Source organism: Devosia albogilva, assembly GCF_042685625.1.
In the GTDB taxonomy this organism is placed as follows: Bacteria; Pseudomonadota; Alphaproteobacteria; order Rhizobiales; family Devosiaceae; genus Devosia; species Devosia albogilva.
In genome coordinates this window covers 3652705-3671203 of record NZ_JBHUNP010000001.1, presented here as the reverse complement: position 1 = coordinate 3671203, position 18499 = coordinate 3652705, and the positions used below count along the sequence as shown (strand labels likewise).

Genomic DNA, 18499 nt, shown 5'->3' with positions numbered 1-18499 from the left:
CAGGCTCAGGACGAGGTCTAGCGCAATGCAGCGCTCTACTCTGCCGCCAGCAACCCGGCTTCCTCGGCCTCGAGTTGTGCCTGCGCCGCCACCCCGAGTCCGAAGCGCGCCGCGATGTCGGGGGCATAGCGCACGAGATCGGGCCTCAGCTTGATCAGCGCTAGGTCCTTGACCTTGGCTTCCAGCATCACATCGAAAACCAGACCTTCCGCCTGACGCATGAAGCCGATGAACTCGAAGGGCTGCACGAAGTCGGCGTGGCCGGTCCAGACCGGGGCGGCATTCACGGTCACCGCCTTGCCGGTCTTGCGATCCTTGCGCACCAGCTGGCGGAGTTCGGTTCGCGGCGAGGAGAAGTGCATCTTGGGCCGAACATCGTCCGGCCAGGTGGCGAGGATCGCCTGAAGGGTGGGGCGCAGTTCGGCCTGCTCGGGATTGAAGCACCAGAAATGCTGGTGATCGAAGATCAGCCGCACGCCGGTGTGCTGGTGAATCCACAACACGTCGGCCGCCGAGAAGCGCAGATCGTCATGTTCCAACACCAGCCGGCGCCGCACGGGCTCCGGCAGCGTTGCCCAGGTCTCGACCCAGCGCCGGCGCGCGGCGTCGCGATCGTCGTAGACTCCGCCCACATGGGTGACCACGACAGCTTCCGGACCCAGCCCCATCAGGTCGAGCATCTCGGACTGCGAGGTCAGGTCCCAGATGCTCTTTTTCACCAGCACCGGATCGGGGCTGTTGAGGACGATGAATTGGCTGGGGTGGAAGGAGAGCCGCAAGCCCTGCTCCCGCGCGCGCACGCCGATGGATGCAAGTTCCGCGGCGCTCTCCTGCACCATGCCGTGGAATTCCGGCATGTCCGGGTGGGTGGCGTAGGGTGCCAGGTCCGAGGACATGCGGTACATGGTGATGCGATGCGCGGCCAGGTAGTCGAAGATAGCTTCGAGATAGCCGAGCGACACCTTGAGGTGCGGCTTGCTGGTGGCGCGGCGGGCGTCGTTGCTCTTGAGGTCGGGATTGCCGAGGATCTTGACCGGCACCCCGAGCCGAAGCGGCGAGTTGTCCATGATTGTCTCCGTCGGGCAGGAATGCCGCCGCGCCTTGGGCGTTCCCGCATGGCCGGGTACCGCAGGAGCCAGTTCCTGCCGGGCAGGGGAAGTGCTAACCAGCCGCCATGCGTGTTTCCGAATTCGACTTCGAGCTCCCCGAGAGCCTGATCGCCCTCCACCCGGCCGAGCCGCGTGATTCCGCACGTCTGCTGGTGGTCGATCCGGTCAATGGCCTCTCCGACCGGCATATCCCTGATCTCAAGACACTGCTGCGTCCCGGTGACGTGCTGGTGGTCAACGATACCCGCGTGCTGCCGGCGGAACTGAGCGGCACCCGCGTCCGCGGCGACATCCGCGCCGGTGTGTCGTTCAACCTCCACAAGCGGGTGGACGCCCATACCTGGCGTGCTTTCGCCCGTCCGGCCAAGAAGCTGCACGTTCTGGACGAACTGGAACTCGGTGGCACCCACGGCGAACCGCTCAAGGCGCGTGTCGCCGGCAAGGGCGAGACTGGCGAGGTCACACTCGAATTCGAACTCGGCGGTGCCAAGCTCGATGAGGCCATCAAAGCTCATGGTGCCATGCCGCTGCCGCCCTATATCGGCGCCAAGCGCGGCACCGAAGAGCGCGACAAGACCGACTACCAGACCGTCTATGCCGCCGAGGATGGCGCCGTCGCCGCCCCGACCGCAGGCCTGCACTTCACCGAGCGGCTGCTGCAGGACCTCAGGGACATGGACGTCGCCATCGAGCGGGTGACGCTGCATGTCGGGGCAGGGACATTCCTGCCGATGAAGGTCGACGACACCGAAGACCACGTCATGCACTCGGAATGGGGCGAGATCGACCGGGCGACAGTGGACCGGATCAACGCCCGCCGCGGTGCCGGCGGGCGCGTTGTTGCCGTGGGCACCACCAGCCTGCGGCTGCTCGAAACCGCCTCCCGCGCCACTGGTACGCTCCAGCCCTTCGTCGGGGACACCGACATCTTCATCACCCCGGGCTTTCGCTTCCGCACCGTCGACCTGCTGATGACGAACTTCCACCTGCCCAAGTCGACGCTGTTCATGCTGGTCAGCGCCTTTTCCGGGCTGGAGGTCATGAAGAACGCCTACGCGCATGCGATACGCGAGGGTTACCGGTTCTATTCGTATGGCGACTCCTCGCTGCTGACGCGGGCGGAGCAGGACTAGGGGCGACGGCAGCCCTTGCGCTGCCGGCAGCCGACCCACTACAACCCCGGCCATGAAACAAGTCGCCTTCACCCTTTCCGCCACCGACGGCATGGCGCGTCGTGGACGCATCGACACGCCGCGTGGCGAGATCAACACGCCGGCTTTCATGCCCGTCGGCACCGCCGGCACGGTCAAGGCGATGTATCCCGAGCAGGTGCGGGAAACCGGTGCAGATATCCTGCTCGGCAACACCTACCACCTGATGCTGCGGCCCGGTGCCGAGCGGGTCGCCTCGCTGGGCGGTCTCCATACCTTCATGAACTGGGAGCGCCCGATCCTCACCGACAGCGGCGGCTTCCAGGTGATGTCGCTCGCCAAGCTCCGCAAGCTCACCGAGAAGGGCGTCACCTTCAAGTCGCACATCGACGGTACGGCCTATGAGCTGACGCCGGAGCGCTCGATCGAGATCCAGACGCTGCTCGACAGTGACATCATCATGCAGCTCGACGAGTGCATCGCCCTGCCGGCGGAGCGCAAGGAGATGGAGCGCGCGATGGAGCTGTCGCTGCGCTGGGCGGATCGCTCCAAGACAGCGTTCAACAACCAGCCGAACCGCGCGCTGTTCGGCATCGTCCAGGGTGGCGACGATCCGGAGCTGCGGGCACGGTCGGCAGCGGGACTCAAGTCCATCGGCTTCGACGGCTATGCCGTGGGTGGCCTTGCCGTTGGCGAGCCGCAGGAGGTGATGTTCCGCGTGCTCTCCGACATCACTCCGGAGCTGCCGCAGGATCGCCCCCGCTACCTGATGGGCGTTGGCAAGCCCGACGACATCCTCGGGGGCATCGAGCGCGGCATCGACATGTTCGACTGCGTACACCCCACCCGCGCCGGGCGGCACGGGCATGCCTATACCCGCTTTGGCGTCATCAACCTCAAGAACGCCCGGCACAAGGACGACCATCGCCCGCTCGACGCGGAGTCGCCAAACCCCAACTGCCGCCGCTGGAGCCGCGCCTATCTTCATCATCTCGTCAAGAGCGAGGAGATATTGGCGGCCATGGTGCTTTCGCAGATCAACCTCAGCTATTATCAGGAGCTGACGGCCGGGGCGCGCGTCGCCATCGAGGCAGGCCGGATCAACGATTTTGCGGCAGAGACGCGGGCGGCATGGGCCACCGGTGACCTGCCTGCGCTGTAAGAGGGAAGACGTCATGGCCAAGGGCTCGCGCGACGAGGTGCTCAACCCGCTGACCAAGCACCGCAAGCGGATCAGCGACATCACCATGCGCGAAATGTTCGCGCTCGACCCGAACCGCTTCCAGCGCTTCTCCGCCACCGGCGCCGGGATCCTGCTCGACTATTCGAAGAACCGCATCGACGAAGACGTCATGGAAGCGCTGTTCGAGCTGGCGCGTGCCGCTGGCGTCGAGGAGCGGCGGACGCAGATGTGCGAGGGCGAGCACATCAACATCACCGAGGATCGCGCGGTGATGCACATGGCCCTGCGCTACCAGGGCGACAAGCCCGTCACCGTCGACGGTAAGGACGTGATGCCCGACGTGCGCGGCGTGCTCGCTGCCATCGAGGCCTATTCCAATGGCGTCCGCGACGGCTCCATCCGCACACACACGGGCGAGACCTTCACCGACATCGTCAATATCGGCATCGGCGGCTCGGATCTCGGCCCCGTCATGGTGACGCTGGCGCTCGAGCCCTACACCCGACCCGATCTGCGCGCGCACTACGTGTCCAACGTCGACGGCGCCCACATCCACGACATCCTCAAGCGCCTCGATCCCAAGCGCACGCTGTTCATCGTCGCCTCCAAGACCTTCACCACCGACGAGACCATGACCAACGCCCACTCGGCGCGGAAGTGGCTGGCGGATGCAGTCGGTGAGGAGGCGGTGCCGAGCCATTTCGCGGCAGTCTCGACCAATATCGCCGCCTGCGCCCAGTTCGGCATCCGCGAAGACCGCATTTTCGGCTTCTGGGATTGGGTTGGCGGACGCTATTCGGTGTGGTCGGCCATCGGCCTGCCGGTGGCGCTGGCCGTCGGCTACGACAATTTCGCCGCCTTCCTGCGTGGCGCCGACGCCATGGACCGTCATTTCCTCGAGACCCCGCTCGAGAACAACCTGCCGGTGATCATGGCGCTGCTCGGCGTGTGGTACCGCAACGCCTGGGGGTTCTCGACCCATGCCGTTTTGCCCTACGACCAGCGCCTCAGCCGCTTCCCGGCGTACCTGCAGCAGCAGGACATGGAGTCGAACGGCAAGTCGGTGACGCTTGGCGGCAAGAAGGTCGAGTGGTCCACCGGCCCGATCGTCTGGGGCGAGCCGGGCACCAACGGCCAGCACGCCTTCTACCAGTTGATCCACCAGGGCACCGACGTCATCCCCTGCGATTTCCTGATCGCCGCGCGCCCGCACGAAAACCTGCCGCCGCACCACGACAAGCTGGTCGCCAACGTCCTCGCCCAATCCGAGGCGCTGATGCTGGGCAAGACCAAGGCCGAAGTGGTCGAGGAACTGAAGGCGCAGGGCCTCGGCAAGGACGCGATCAAGGAACTGGCGCCGCACAAGGTGTTCCCCGGCAACCGGCCGTCCAACACGCTGTTCTATCCGCAGCTCACCCCTGAGACGTTGGGCTCGCTGGTGGCGCTCTACGAGCACAAGGTGTTCGTGCAGGGCGTGATCTGGAACGTGAACTCCTATGATCAGTGGGGCGTAGAGCTCGGCAAGCAGCTCGCCAAGGCGCTGCTGCCAAAGGTCCAGGGTGAGGCCAGTGCCGAAGGGCACGACAGCTCTACCCAGGGTCTGGTCGGTTATTATCTCGCCAACAAGGGACCGGTCGCGTGACCATCACCACCGAGGAACAGCTCGAAAAGCTCAAGGCGATCGGCCGCATCTGCGCCATCGTGCGCGATGCCATGTCCGAAGCCATGCGCCCGGGCATGACGACGGCGGAGCTGGACGACCTCGGACGCGTGCTGCTCGAGCAGCATGGCGCGCGCTCGGCGCCGATCCTCACCTATGACTTCCCCGGACACACCTGCATCTCGGTGAACGAGGAGATCGCCCACGGCATCCCCGGTGATCGGGTGCTCGAGGCCGGCGATCTCGTCAATATCGATGTGTCTGCGGAGAAGGACGGGGTCTTTGCCGATACCGGCGCTTCCTTCGTGCTCGGAGGCGGCGACGGCCGGCTCGAAGCGCTTTGCCGCGACGGCAAGAAAGCGATGTGGGCCGGCATTCGTGCGGTGAAGGCTGGGGCGCCCTTCGCCGATATCGGCGACGCCATCGGCAAGGTCGCCAAGAAGGGCGGTTACACCCTGATCCGCAATCTCGCCAGCCACGGTGTCGGCGATAGCCTCCATGACGAGCCGGGCGAGATCCCGACCTGGCCGGATCGGTCCGAGCGTCGGCGCATGGGCAACGGCCTCGTCTTCACCATCGAGCCATTCCTGTCGATGGGCGGCCGCATGGCCGACCAGAAGTCGGAAGACGACGAGTGGACACTGGTGAGCCGTCCCCCGGCGCCTTGCGTGCAGTATGAGCACACAGTGGTGGCAACGCCGCGCGGTGCGGTCGTGGTGACGCTGGCGGCGGCCTAGAGCCAGACCAGCAGGGTCGGTCCGAGCAGGATCGCCGCGACGCCGACTACGAAGCGCAGATTGCCGAGCTGGCGCAGATTACCGACGCTGAGCCAGGTGGAGAGCACGAAGAACCCGGCAAGGGCGATCAGTGCCGGCGCCAGCGCGTTCAGCGCAACCGGGGTGCTTTCGTTGAGCTGCAGGTAGATCATGTGCCCACCGGCAAAGCCGATCAGCGCGGTGATCACCACTGCCACCGCCTTGGCCGCGATCAGCAGCGCACTGTCGATGGTGTGGCTCGCCAGCAGCAGCGCGATGCCACTGGCGGTGACATGGACGGCGGCAAGCGTCGGAAACACGCGACTGTCGACCAGCACCGGCACCAGTTCCGGCGGCGCCTGCAGGGGCAGGGCGCCGATCATCGGCAGGTTGGCGCCGTACTGCGCCAAGAGGAAAATCACGTAGAGCATGACCAGCGTGCCGCCGGCGAACACCAGCGCCGTCGCCACCAAAACCTTCAGCAGGTCGATCGTATCCTGTGACACAGGCCCACGCCCCCGTTCGCCGCTATCCTGCAGCCCTTATGGTCGCGGCGCAGCGATTCTCCTAGCGCAGGCCGCCCCGGACGCTCGTGCGCGGCCGCTGGCCCAGGCCGATGCTGCGGCGCACGCGCACGGGCTTGCGGAACTCTTCGGAGAGTTCGCCGGCATCAGCCCGGTTATCGAGCTCGGCATAGGGATCGGGGTCGTTACAGGTCTGCGGCATGGAACTGGGGCAAGTGGGAAACGCTGCCTATCGGCGATTGCCGGCCATGCCGTCAAGCAAGCGCGGCCGGGCAGCAGCCTTGCGTTTTCCGGGCGGAACCAAGTGTCGCAGAGTGAGTGGTACGCCGGGCGGGGGTCGAACCCGCGACCATTCGATTAAAAGTCGAATGCTCTACCACTGAGCTACCGGCGCCTGTGTCGGACGCCTTGGCGTCGCGGCGGAACATATCTTCTCCAACGCCGGTCGAGTCAACCGCTATAGCGCCGGTTCACTCCACTGCGAGTGGCACGCCGTCATACGGCTGCGGTGTGCAGGCGATCGCCACGCGCTCCAGCCGCTGGCAGAGCGCCGAAGCCTCCGCGAGCTCGGCGATGGGGCCAACCACGATGCGCTGGCGCTCGCCTTCGCCGGCCAAAGCGGGAGAAAGACCGAACAGGACTGGTCCAAGCTTCAGCGTCAGGTCCTGCCAGGTTGCCGCGGCCTCTTCGGCGGTCACCGAAGGACCGATGGCCACGCCGTGAGGACGGTCATTGGGCGGGGGCAGCGCTGCAACCTCGGCCGGCAACGCTGGGAGGGGCTGCGCGTTTTGAGGCACAGACGCCTGGGGCATCGGCCGCTGGCGCACCACCACCGTGCCGCCTTCCGCTGGATACACGGTGGCGGGCTCCTGGCCGATTCCCGCGGTGACGTTGCTGCGATCGATGAGGACGCTGTCCGGCACCGCCTCGAGCAGCTTCGGCATGCTGACTTCGAGCGCTCCGACGCGGCGCAACACGTCGCTGCCCTGCTGTTCGTTGAGGGCAAAGCGGGCGGCGAGCACACTGTTCTCGCGCTTGAGAACCACCGTCTGCTCTCGGAGTTCGGCGACCTGCCCCCGTAATTGCTCCAACGTCGGCCCTTGAAGGCGCGATTTGTGCAGCGATGCGAGTGTGTCCTGCGGCAGTAGAGCGGAAACATTGGCGCCGAGCACGGCCACCGCGCCCATGACGAGCGCAACTATTCCCCACAGCGTCACGTCCGATTGCCGGAACTGCTCGGATGCCTTAGCCAAGATGCTGCTCTCAACGCGGCTCGAATCAAGCCTCTCCGTCGAGACAATGGGGCCTCGGTTAGTGCTTCGCCAACTATGTGCTGCCATAAATTTGTGTATATGCGAGCGCTGTTGCGCACGCCCGGAGGCCATCCATGACCGAACTGTTGTCGATTATTCTTGCGGCGGGCGAGGGCACGCGCATGAAATCGGCAACACCAAAGGTGCTGCACCCCGTTGGGGGCATGCCCATCGTTGGTCATGTGGTCCGAGCCGCGAGGGACGCTGGTTCGACGACGATCGGCCTGGTTACCGGCCCGCGGCACCAGCAAATTCGTGATGCAGTAAGCGCGCTTCATCCCGATGTGGTGCATTTCGAGCAGACCGAAGCAAAAGGTACGGCACATGCCGCCTCTATGGCGCGGGAGCTGTTCGCCGGTGCCACAGGCTATGTCGCAGTCGTATATGGCGACCACCCGCTGCTGCGTGGAGTCAATTTCCGCGCGGTTCTGGACCGGCTGGATGCCGGGCTCGACGTTGCAATTCTCGGATTTGAGCCGCGCGACCCCACAGGCTATGGTCGATTCATCACAGATGGTGATCGGCTCCTGGCCATCCGTGAACACAAGGATGCAACGGAGGCAGAGCGCCGGATCGGCCTGTGCAATGCCTGCATCTTGGCGTTCCGTGCCGAGGTGTTCCGTGACCTGATCGACGAGGTCGGTAATGACAACGCCCAAGGTGAGTATTACCTGACCGATCTGGTCAGCCTCGCGAATGCCGCCGGTAAAAAGGTGGGGTACGGGGTCGCTCCCGAGAATGACGTCATGGGCGTCAACGATCGCAGCCAGCTCGCGCGGGCGGAGGCGTTGTTCCAGCAGACGCGCCGCGAAGACTTCATGAAGGCCGGTGTGACCCTGCGCGATCCGGACAGCGTCTGGTTCTCGTGGGACACCGAAATCGGCCGGGATGTCACCATCTTTCCCAACGTGGTCTTCGGCCCCGGCGTAAAGATCGCCGACAATGTCGAAATCCGCGCCTTCTGCGACATCGAGGATGTGGTGATCGGGGAGGGCGCCAGCATCGGCCCATTCGCCCGCATTCGGGGTGGGGCCGAGCTTGGGCCCAACGTCCATCTCGGCAATTTCGTCGAGGTCAAGAAGTCGAAGATTGGGGCCGGCACAAAGGCGGGCCACCTCAGCTATCTGGGCGATGCGGAGATCGGCGAGAAGACCAATATCGGGGCCGGCACCATTACCTGCAATTATGACGGCGTGAACAAGGACAAGACGGTGATCGGCAGCAACGTCTTCATCGGCTCCAACGCCTCGCTGGTGGCACCGATAACGATCGGCGACGGCGCCTATACGGCGTCCGGCAGCGTCATTACCGACGACGTGCCGGCCGATGCGGTGGCATTCGGTCGTGCCCGCCAGGAAAACAAGCCAGGCTATGCGCCGAAACTGCGCGAGAAGGCACTCGCCAAGAAAGCGGCGAAGGGGAAGTAGGATGTGCGGCATTATCGGTATCGTCGGCTCCGAGCCGGTGGCGGGTCGCCTGGTGGATGCGCTGAAGCGGCTTGAATATCGCGGCTATGACAGCGCCGGTGTCGCCACCCTCGAGGATGGCAGCATCAGCCGGCGGCGGGCCGAGGGCAAGCTCGGCAATCTGGCGCAGAAGCTCGCCTTCGAGCCGCTCGAAGGCCGGATCGGAATTGGCCACACCCGCTGGGCGACCCATGGCGCCCCCACCGAGCGCAATGCCCATCCGCACGCCACCGACCGCGTTGCCATCGTCCACAACGGCATCATCGAGAATTTCCGCGACCTGCTCGCCGATCTCGCCAGGGACGGCTACCAGCCGCAGACCCAGACCGACACCGAATCCGTCGCCCTGTGGGTGACGCGCGAACTCGCCCGTGGCGCCGACCCCGAGCTGGCCGTCGCCCGCACCCTGAAGCAGCTCAAGGGCGCGTTTGCTCTGGCCTTCCTGTTCCGCGATCACGACGGTCTGCTGATTGCGGCCCGGCACGGCGCGCCACTCGCCATCGGCTACGGCACGACCGAGATGTATCTCGGCTCCGACGCCATGGCGCTGGCGCCGTTCACGTCGCGGCTGACCTATCTCGAGGACGGCGACTGGGCCGTGATTACCCGAGATGGCGTCACCATCCGCGACGGGCGTGACGCCATCGTCCAGCGCGAGCAGCAGGTCTCGCAGGCGTCGGCGCTGCTGGTCGACAAGGGCAACCACCGCCACTTCATGGCCAAGGAAATCTACGAGCAGCCCGAGACCATCTCGCACACGCTCAGCCACTATGTGGATATGGGCGCCGAGCGCGTCGCCATTCGCGAGGCGCTGCCGTTCAGCTTCGCCGAGCTGACCCGCCTCACCATGAGCGCCTGCGGCACGGCCTACTATGCCGGCGCCGTCGCCAAATACTGGTTCGAGCGCTACGCGCGGCTACCCGTCGATATCGACGTCGCCTCCGAGTTCCGCTACCGCGAACCGCCGCTGGCGCCCGGTGGGCTGTCGCTGTTCATCTCGCAGTCCGGCGAGACCGCCGACACGCTGGCGGCCCTGCGCTACTGCGCGGGGCAGGGCCAGCATGTCGCGAGCCTCGTCAACACGCTCGAATCCACCATCGCCCGCGAGTCGGGGGTGGTTTTCCCGATCCTGTGCGGGCCGGAAATCGGCGTCGCCTCCACCAAGGCGCTGACGGCGCAACTGACGGCGCTCGCCAGCCTCGCCATCGCCGCCGGCCGCGCCCGCGGCGCCCTGTCGGAAGAACAGGAAACCGAACTGGTCCGCGAGCTGGTGCGCCTGCCGACTGCCGTCTCGCAGGCGCTCGGCACCGAAGCGCAGATCATGGACATCGCCAAGCGCCTGTCCAAGGCCAAGGACGTGCTCTACCTTGGCCGCGGCCCGATGTATCCGATCGCCCTCGAAGGCGCGCTGAAACTCAAGGAAATCAGCTACATCCACGCCGAAGGTTATGCTGCAGGTGAACTGAAGCACGGTCCCATCGCCCTCGTCGACGAGGACATGCCGGTGATCGTCGTCGCCCCGTCGGACGAGCTGGTCGACAAGACCCTCAGCAACATGCAGGAGGTGGCAGCCCGCGGCGGCAACATCATCCTGATCACGGACAAGAAGGGCGCCGAAACCGTCGGCCAGGATGTCGCCGACATTATCCTGATCCCGGAGGTGTCGAGCTTCGTGGCCCCGATCCTCGCCACCATCCCGGTGCAGCTCCTCGCCTACCACACCGCCGTGTTCATGGGCACGGACGTCGACCAGCCGCGCAACCTCGCGAAATCGGTGACGGTGGAGTAGGGGGGCACCGTCAGACGGTAGACCTCATGGTGAGCTTGTCGAACCACGAGGTCGGTAACACCGGGGCCGCGACCTCGTGGTTCGACAGGCTCAGGATGAGGTCTACGGGAGTGCTGTAGAGCGGCCGCTAAGCCCGCTTGCCGGTCCCGAACCCATGCATCCGGTTGGCCCACTGCATGCCCACGATCGCCCCCTTAATCGAGGGCAGAATAGCCAGCGGCAACAGGATCGCCAGCGGCACCATGGTGTAGACATAGATCATCGGGTTGACGTGATGGGTCATCTCGATGTGCAGCATGATGGCGACCAGCAGGTGGCCGACGATCATGATGGCGATATAGGGCGGGAAATCATCTGCGCGGTGCAGGTTGAGCTGCTCGCCGCACACCTCGCACTCCTCTACGACCTTCAGGTAAGACCGGAACAGCTTGCCCTTGCCGCAATGCGGGCACTTGCACAGCGTGCCGCGCCAGATCGCCTGACCGGCGCTGCGTTGTTCGAGGGCGGGGGAGGACTGGGTCATGGCTATCGCTTTCTTCGACCCTTGGGGCCGTAGCTTCTAGATGCGCGCTTTTGTCCGCGCTTGACAGACGACGGATTGACGCGCTCCCCCTCGGACAGCAGCTCGAACCGCATGCTGCCTGCCACGGGAGCCGCCTCCATCAACCGCACGGTGACGCGATCGCCGAGGCCGAACTTCTCGCCGGTTCGGTCGCCAACCAGCGCCTGCATGTCCTCGTGGTAGCGGAAGTAGTCGTCGCCCACGGTCGAGGCGGGGATGAATCCATCGGCACCGGTCTCGAGCAGGCGCACGAACAGACCGGACTTGGTCACGCCCGAGACGCGACCTTCGAACTTGGCACCAATCTTGGTCGACAGGAACTGCGCCAACAGGCGGTCCGAGGTTTCCCGCTCCGCCAGCATCGCCCGGCGCTCCGTCGCCGAGATATGCTGGGCGATGCCCTCGAGCCGCAGCGCTTCCGCTTCGGTGAGACCATCATCGCCGAAGCCCAGCGCCTTGATCAGGGCGCGGTGCACCAGGAGGTCGGCGTAGCGGCGGATCGGCGAGGTGAAGTGGGCATAGCGATCGAGATTGAGGCCGAAATGGCCGTAATTCTCGGGCGCGTAGATTGCCTGCGCCTGTGAGCGCAGCACCATCTCGCTGACCTGCTCGACATTGCCGGCCCGGCGCGCCTGAGCCAGAATGCCGTTGAAGTCCGCCGCCCGTACCGCATCCGACTTCTTCATGCCGATGTCGAGCGAACCGAGGAACTCGCGCAGGGCGGTCAGCTTCTCGCCCGAGGGTTCGTCGTGCACGCGGTACATCACGGGCGAACGCTTCTGTTCCAGCGTTTCGGCCGCGGCGACATTGGCCGCGATCATCATCTCCTCGATCAGCCGGTGCGCCTCCAGCCGCTCGGGCACGAAGATGTCGCGCACCATGCCCTTGTCGTCGAGCAGGATCTTGCGCTCGGGCAGGTCGAGGTCGAGCGGACCACGCTGGTCGCGTGCCTTGGTCATCGCCGCATAGGCAGCCCAGAGCGGCTTCAGGATCGGTTCGAGCAGCGGCCCGGTCTTGTCATCCGGCTTGCCGTCGATGGCATCCTGCGCCTGCTGGTAGCTGAGCTTGGCCGCCGAGCGCATCAGGATGCGATGGAAGCTGTGCGAGCGCTTTTTGCCGTCGGCGCCGAGCACCATGCGCACCGCCATGGCGGCGCGGGGCTCGCCTTCCTTGAGTGAGCACAGCTCGTTGCTGATCCGCTCCGGCAGCATCGGCACCACCCGGTCGGGGAAGTAGACCGAGTTGCCGCGCAGATACGCCTCGCGATCCAGTGCCGTCCCCGGCTGCACATAGGCGGCGACGTCGGCGATCGCGACGGTGACGATGAACCCGCCGGGGTTCTTCTCGTCCGTGTCCGCCTCGGCATGGACGGCGTCGTCGTGGTCCTTGGCGTCGGCCGGGTCGATGGTGATCAGCGGCAGTTCGCGCCAGTCCTCACGGGCCTTGAGGGTCGCTTCCTTCGCTTCGTCCGCCTCGCGGATCACCGAGTTGGGGAAGATGTACGGAATCTCGAGGCTGTGGATGGCGATCATGCTGATCGCCCCCTCCGAGCTCGGATTGCCAATGACGTTGGTGACCCGCGCCCGCGGGATCATCAGTCGCCCGGAGAGCTTGACCTCGACCTCCACCAGATCGCCGTCCTGCGCCTCGCCAAGGTCGCCCATGGGGATGCGCATCTCCTTCTGCTTGCGGTCGATCGGGATCAGCCGCGCGCCATCCTCGTCGCGGCGCACGATGCCGATATGGGCGCGGCGCGGCTTGTCGAGGATCTTCATCGGCTTGGCGGTGTATTCCGGCACCGGGCCGTCGCCGCTCTCGATGCGGGCAAGGATGCGGTCGCCCGGCGCCGGCACCACGCGGGCATTGCGCCCGCCGAGCACGGTGACGCGGGGCTTTTCGCCCTCCTCATCGTTCCACTGTGCCGGGAATGCGTGAAGATTGTCCGGATCCGCATCGGCAGGGATATCGAGCACCGTTACCGAAGGCAGAGCGGCCGTCCGGCGCAGCGCCTTGCGGGTGCGGGTGATCAGGCCATCGCTTTCGAGTTCGGCGAGCATCGCCTTGAACGGGCGACGCATGTCACCGCGAATGCCGAAGACCTTGGCGAGGTCGCGCTTGCCCTTGAGGTCCGGCTCCTGCGCCAGCGCCTCCAGCAATTGCTCGCGCGTGGGCAGCGCGTCGGCGCGCGGGTGCAGCGACCGCTTCGGACCGGAGGTGTTCTTGTTTTTGGTTTTTGTGAGTTTTGCCATCAGGCCTTGCTTGTAGTCGAGTTCGCCCGCCGAAGAAATCGGCAGGTGCCCAACTGAAATCTGTCTGGGATAGGAGGAGTTCCCGCGCATCTCTGCTGCGGGAACACAGGTCATATGGATATCGGTCGGCGCCGATGTAAGGGGTCAGGCCGCGCCGGCAAGATAGAAACGTCGCGCCACCGTGTGGTCGCGCAGCGCCTGCGCCGGCAATCTCCCCGTGAGAGCGTCCACCACTTTGCCCGGTTCGGCGACGGCACTGGCGTCGACTATGACCTTTGCGAACGCCGGCCGCAAACCGAGCCGCACTTCCTCCAGCAGGTTGAACAGCAGGGCGCGAACATCGGTCAGCGCGGCACAGGCGGGGCAGGTGTCCCCATCCTTATGGCCGTGCCCGCTATTTGCCGGCAGCCGTAGCAGGGCGGTCTCCCCATCGAGCGGCAGGAGATTCCCCCGCTCGGTGATCAGCGTGACAGCGATGGGTTCGGTGCGGGTCATGTCGAGTACTTGATGCCGGTGGTCACCTCTCCCCTGAGGGGAGAGGTCGCCGCGAAGCGGCCGGTGAGGGGTTCAGAGTTGCGGTTCCTGCCGAGAGGCTGAACCTCTCACCCTGACCCTCTCCCCTCAGGGGCGAGGGGACGAAGGAGCCGCCCGGCAGGAGATTCACAGGCGTCTCGGTTCCTGCGCCTCCCTCCCCTTGATGGGGAGGGATTGAGGGTGGGGTGGAGCAACGCACACCGCTGCTACTCCGCAGCCACGATCGTCGGTCCGGGGATGTAGTTCAGGATCGAGCCGAGCCAGCGTTCCACCTCTTCCACCGGCATGCCCTTGCGCTGGGCATAGTCGATGACCTGATCCCGCTCCACCTTGGCCACGCCGAAATAGTAGGCGTCGGGGTGGGCGAAATAGAGCCCGGAAACCGACGACCCCGGCCACATGGCAAAACCTTCCGTCAGCCGCACGCCCGCCTGCCGTTCGGCATCGAGCAGGCGGAAGAGCGTAGTCTTCTCGGTGTGGTCGGGCTGGGCCGGGTAGCCCGGGGCAGGGCGGATGCCGCGATAGTTTTCGAGGATCAGTTCCTCCGGGGTCTGCGCCTCGTCGGCGGCATAACCCCAGAACTCCTTGCGCACCCGCTCGTGCATGGCCTCCGCAAAGGCTTCGGCGAAGCGGTCGGCCAAAGCCTTCACCAGGATCGAGGAATAGTCGTCATTCGCCCGCTCGAAGCGCTCGGCGATCGCCACTTCCTCGATACCGGCGGTGACCACGAAGCCGCCGAGATAGTCCGGTTTGCCCGTCTCCATCGGCGCGACGAAGTCGCTCAGTGCCATGTTCGCCTTGCCGTCACGCTTGGAAAGCTGCTGGCGCAGGGTGAACAGGGTGGCCAGTTCCTCCTGTCGCGTTTCGTCGGTGAAGAGGCGGATGTCGTCGCCAACGGCATTGGCCGGCCAGAAGCCGACAACGGCCCGCGGGGCGAACCACTTCTCGGCAATGATCTGTTCGAGCATGCGCTGCGCATCTTCGAACAACTGCCGCGCCGCTTCGCCCTGCTTCTCGTCCTCGAGTATGGCCGGATAGCGTCCCCTCAGCTCCCAGGTCTGGAAGAACGGCGTCCAGTCGATGTAGCGGGCGAGGTATTCGAGCGAGAAGTCGTTGGCGTCGAACACCCGCGTGCCGAAGAAGTTCGGCTTCGGCGGCTCGTAGCCCGCCCAATCGGGCTTGAAGCTGTTGGCGCGGGCGCGATCGAGCGGCAGCCGCTTCTTCTCCGCCTCGGCCCGCTCATGCGCGGCGGCGGCCTTGGCATATTCGGCCCGCACCTGCTCGATGAAAGTGACCTTGGTGTCGGGGGAAAGCAGGTTCGACACCACGCCAACGGCGCGGCTCGCGTCGTTCACATGCACCGCCTGGCCCTGATTGTAGCGCGGGTGGATCTTCACCGCCGTGTGGACGCGGCTGGTGGTCGCCCCGCCGATCAGCAGCGGGATGTCGAACCCTTCGCGCTCCATCTCGGCCGCGACATGCGCCATCTCGTCGAGCGACGGCGTGATCAGCCCGGAGAGACCGATGATGTCGACGTTCTCGCGCCGCGCCGTCTCCAGAATCGTCTGCGCCGGCACCATCACGCCGAGGTCGATGATCTCATAGTTGTTGCAGGCCAGCACGACGCCGACGATGTTCTTGCCGATGTCGTGGACGTCGCCCTTCACCGTCGCCATCAGCACCTTGCCGGCGCTCTGGCGTTGCTCGCCGCCATTGAGGCGCTTCTCCTCCTCCATGAACGGCAGGAGATAGGCCACGGCCTGCTTCATCACCCGGGCGGATTTCACCACCTGCGGCAGGAACATCTTGCCCGAGCCGAACAGGTCGCCGACCACGTTCATGCCGGCCATCAGTGGCCCTTCGATAACGTGCAGCGGCCGCTCCGCCTGCTGGCGGGCTTCCTCGGTGTCCGCCTCGATGAACTCGGTGATGCCGTTGACCAGCGCATGGCTGATGCGCTCGTTGACCGGCTTCTCGCGCCAGCTCAGGTCCTTGGCCTTGCCTTCGCCGCCGGCTTTGCCGCGATAGCGCTCGGCGATTTCCAGCATGCGGTCGGTGGCGTCCGGCCGGCGGTTGAGGATCACGTCCTCGCAGGCCTCGCGCAGTTCCGGATCGATGGACTCATAGACCGCCAACTGCCCGGCGTTGACGATGCCCATGTCCATGCCGTTCTGGATGGCATAATAAAGGAACACCGCGTGCATCGCCTCGCGCACCGGCTCGTTGCCGCGGAACGAGAAGCTGAGGTTCGAGATGCCACCCGAGATATGGACGTGCGGCAGCGTCTCGGTGATCCGCCTGGTCGCCTCGATGAAGTCGACGCCATAGTTGTTGTGCTCCTCGATGCCGGTGGCAATCGCGAACACGTTGGGGTCGAAAATGATGTCCTCGGGCGGCAAGCCGACTTCTTCGGTGAGGAGCTTGTAGGCGCGGGTACAGATCTCGACCTTGCGCTCCATCGTATCGGCCTGGCCCGTCTCGTCGAAGGCCATCACCACCACGGCGGCGCCATAGGCGCGGACCAGCCGCGCGTGGTGCAGGAACGCCTCCTCGCCTTCCTTGAGCGAGATGGAGTTCACCAGCGCCTTGCCCTGGACGCACTTCAGCCCGGCCTCGATCACCTCCCATTTGGAGGAGTCGATCATCAGCGGCACCTTGGCGATGTCCGGTTCAGCAGCCAGCAGGTTGAGGAAGTCGATCATCACCTGCTTGGAGTCGATCAGGCCCTCGTCCATGTTGATGTCGATGATCTGGGCGCCGTTGATCACCTGGTCCCGCGCCACGTCCAGCGCCGCGGCATAGTCGCCGGCAGTTATCAGCTTGCGGAAGCGCGCCGAGCCGGTGACGTTGGTGCGCTCGCCCACGTTCACGAACGGGATGTCGCTGGTCAGCGTGAACGGCTCCAGCCCCGAGAGCCGCAGCAGCCGCTCGGGCTTCGGCACCGCCCGCGGCTTGTGCTTGCCGACCGCCTCGGCCACGGCCCGGATGTGATCCGGCGTCGAGCCGCAGCAGCCGCCGACGATGTTGAGCAGCCCCTCGCGCGCAAAATCCTCCAGCTGCCCGGCCATGGATTCCGGCGTCTGGTCATAGGCGCCCATCTCGTTGGGCAGCCCGGCATTGGGGTAGGCGCAGATAAAGGTGTCCGCCACCGCCGAAAGCTCGGTGATGTGGGCGCGCATCAGGTCGGCGCCAAGGGCGCAGTTGAGCCCGATGGTCAGCGGATTGGCGTGCCGCACCGAGTACCAGAACGCCGTCGGCGTCTGGCCCGAGAGCGTACGCCCGGAGAGGTCCGTGATGGTGCCCGAGATCATGATCGGCACGTCGATGCCGCGCTCGGCGAACAGCCGCTGCGCCGCAAAGATGCCGGCCTTGGTGTTGAGCGTATCGGTGATGGTCTCGAACAGCAGCAGGTCCGCACCGGCATCGACCAGCCCGCGGATCGCCTCGCCATAGGCTTCCACCAGTTCGTCGAAGCTGATGGAGCGATGCCCGGGATTGTTGACGTCCGTCGACATGGACGAGGTCTTGTTGGTCGGCCCCAGCGCCCCCGCCACGAACCTGCGCCGCCCATCCTCGGCCTGGGCTCGCAGTGCCGCGCGCCGCGCCACCACCACCCCCTGGTAGTTGATGTCGTAGACCGCCGATTCCGTGCCGTAATCCGCCTGCGCCACCGAGGTTGCCGAGAAGGTGTTGGTCTCGACGATGTCCGCACCGGCCATAAAGTACTGGTAGTGGATCTCTTCCACCGCATCCGGACGGGTCAGCACCAGCAGGTCGTTATTGCCCTGCAGCGGCCGGTTCCAGTCGCGGAAGCGCTCGCCGCGGAAATCGTCTTCGCCCAGCTTCAGCCGTTGCAGCATGGTACCCATGGCCCCGTCGAGGACAAGGATGCGCTCGCCCATGGCCCTGGCCAGCGCGGCGCGAACTTCGGTCCAGTCGGGGAGGGTAGGGGCTGTCATGCTGCAAACGTCCTGCTTCGCGGTCGCATAAAGATATCTTTATATCCGCACATGTTCAAGGCGGCGGTCGGAAAAGCTCAGGAGCGAGCTTGTGCCGACAATGCGGTCCAAATGCCAGCTGCGGTGCTAACCATTCGTTCGCCTTAACCCCATTGAAACCAGAAAGCTGTTCCTGTGCAGCGGCTTCCATCCCGCTGAGTTATGGTGGAGGCGGATCCAGTATTGCGTATCAAAGAGATTGCCTG

The 18499-nt window shown here is 65.4% G+C and carries 14 protein-coding genes and 1 tRNA gene; 6 read left to right on the top strand and 9 right to left on the bottom strand.

Annotated elements, in window-relative coordinates; genetic code table 11:
* Positions 1–35 precede the first annotated feature (35 nt).
* A complete protein-coding gene (uvsE, locus tag ACFSX5_RS18375) occupies positions 36–1067 on the bottom strand; it encodes a UV DNA damage repair endonuclease UvsE (RefSeq protein ID WP_386835394.1) in 1032 nt (343 codons plus the stop codon).
* Between the two features lie 107 nt (positions 1068–1174).
* Here uvsE and queA point away from each other — a divergent pair, with 107 nt between their 5' ends.
* The 4 genes from queA to map are packed head-to-tail and all read left to right on the top strand — an operon-like array spanning position 1175 to position 5840.
* Positions 1175–2242, top strand: a complete 1068-nt coding sequence (gene queA, locus ACFSX5_RS18370) for a tRNA preQ1(34) S-adenosylmethionine ribosyltransferase-isomerase QueA (protein WP_386835392.1) — start codon at positions 1175–1177, stop codon at positions 2240–2242.
* A 52-nt stretch (positions 2243–2294) separates the two neighbouring features.
* Positions 2295–3422: a tRNA guanosine(34) transglycosylase Tgt gene (gene tgt, locus ACFSX5_RS18365; protein ID WP_386835391.1), complete on the top strand. Its 1128-nt coding sequence runs from the start codon at positions 2295–2297 to the stop codon at positions 3420–3422.
* 13 nt (positions 3423–3435) lie between these two features.
* A complete protein-coding gene (gene pgi / locus ACFSX5_RS18360) occupies positions 3436–5085 on the top strand; it encodes a glucose-6-phosphate isomerase (RefSeq protein WP_386835389.1) in 1650 nt (549 codons plus the stop codon).
* Entirely contained in the window at positions 5082–5840 is a 759-nt protein-coding gene (gene map, locus ACFSX5_RS18355; RefSeq protein WP_386835388.1) for a type I methionyl aminopeptidase, read from the top strand. Before pgi ends, map begins: the two co-directional genes overlap by 4 nt.
* On the opposite strand, the gene ACFSX5_RS18350 is transcribed toward map, so the two are convergent.
* The 4 genes from ACFSX5_RS18350 to ACFSX5_RS18335 form a co-directional block, all read right to left on the bottom strand.
* Complete coding sequence (locus ACFSX5_RS18350) at positions 5837–6364, bottom strand: hypothetical protein (RefSeq protein WP_386835387.1); 528 nt, start codon at positions 6362–6364, stop codon at positions 5837–5839. The genes map and ACFSX5_RS18350 overlap by 4 nt on opposite strands.
* A gap of 61 nt (positions 6365–6425) precedes the next feature.
* Positions 6426–6584, bottom strand: coding sequence for a hypothetical protein (locus ACFSX5_RS18345; protein WP_386835385.1), 159 nt, complete (start codon positions 6582–6584; stop codon positions 6426–6428).
* A gap of 117 nt (positions 6585–6701) precedes the next feature.
* Positions 6702–6776 (bottom strand) — tRNA-Lys (locus ACFSX5_RS18340).
* Positions 6777–6852: 76 nt separating this feature from the next.
* Positions 6853–7635, bottom strand: coding sequence for an SPOR domain-containing protein (locus tag ACFSX5_RS18335; protein WP_386835384.1), 783 nt, complete (start codon positions 7633–7635; stop codon positions 6853–6855).
* A gap of 134 nt (positions 7636–7769) precedes the next feature.
* Here ACFSX5_RS18335 and glmU point away from each other — a divergent pair, with 134 nt between their 5' ends.
* On the top strand, positions 7770–9122 hold the full coding sequence (glmU, locus tag ACFSX5_RS18330; protein WP_386835382.1) for a bifunctional UDP-N-acetylglucosamine diphosphorylase/glucosamine-1-phosphate N-acetyltransferase GlmU: 1353 nt from the start codon (positions 7770–7772) through the stop codon (positions 9120–9122).
* Between the two features lies 1 nt (position 9123).
* Positions 9124–10950: a glutamine--fructose-6-phosphate transaminase (isomerizing) gene (glmS, locus tag ACFSX5_RS18325; protein ID WP_386835381.1), complete on the top strand. Its 1827-nt coding sequence runs from the start codon at positions 9124–9126 to the stop codon at positions 10948–10950.
* A gap of 127 nt (positions 10951–11077) precedes the next feature.
* Here glmS and ACFSX5_RS18320 read toward each other — a convergent pair whose 3' ends face one another.
* The 4 genes from ACFSX5_RS18320 to metH form a co-directional block, all read right to left on the bottom strand.
* Positions 11078–11473 (bottom strand): DUF983 domain-containing protein, encoded by a 396-nt coding sequence (locus tag ACFSX5_RS18320; protein WP_386835380.1) that lies wholly within the window; start codon positions 11471–11473, stop codon positions 11078–11080.
* A gap of 2 nt (positions 11474–11475) precedes the next feature.
* Positions 11476–13761 (bottom strand): ribonuclease R, encoded by a 2286-nt coding sequence (gene rnr / locus ACFSX5_RS18315; protein ID WP_386835379.1) that lies wholly within the window; start codon positions 13759–13761, stop codon positions 11476–11478.
* Positions 13762–13905: 144 nt separating this feature from the next.
* Positions 13906–14256, bottom strand: a complete 351-nt coding sequence (locus tag ACFSX5_RS18310; RefSeq protein ID WP_386835378.1) for a hypothetical protein — start codon at positions 14254–14256, stop codon at positions 13906–13908.
* Between the two features lie 245 nt (positions 14257–14501).
* Entirely contained in the window at positions 14502–18254 is a 3753-nt protein-coding gene (gene metH / locus ACFSX5_RS18305; RefSeq protein ID WP_386835377.1) for a methionine synthase, read from the bottom strand.
* Positions 18255–18499 lie beyond the last annotated feature (245 nt).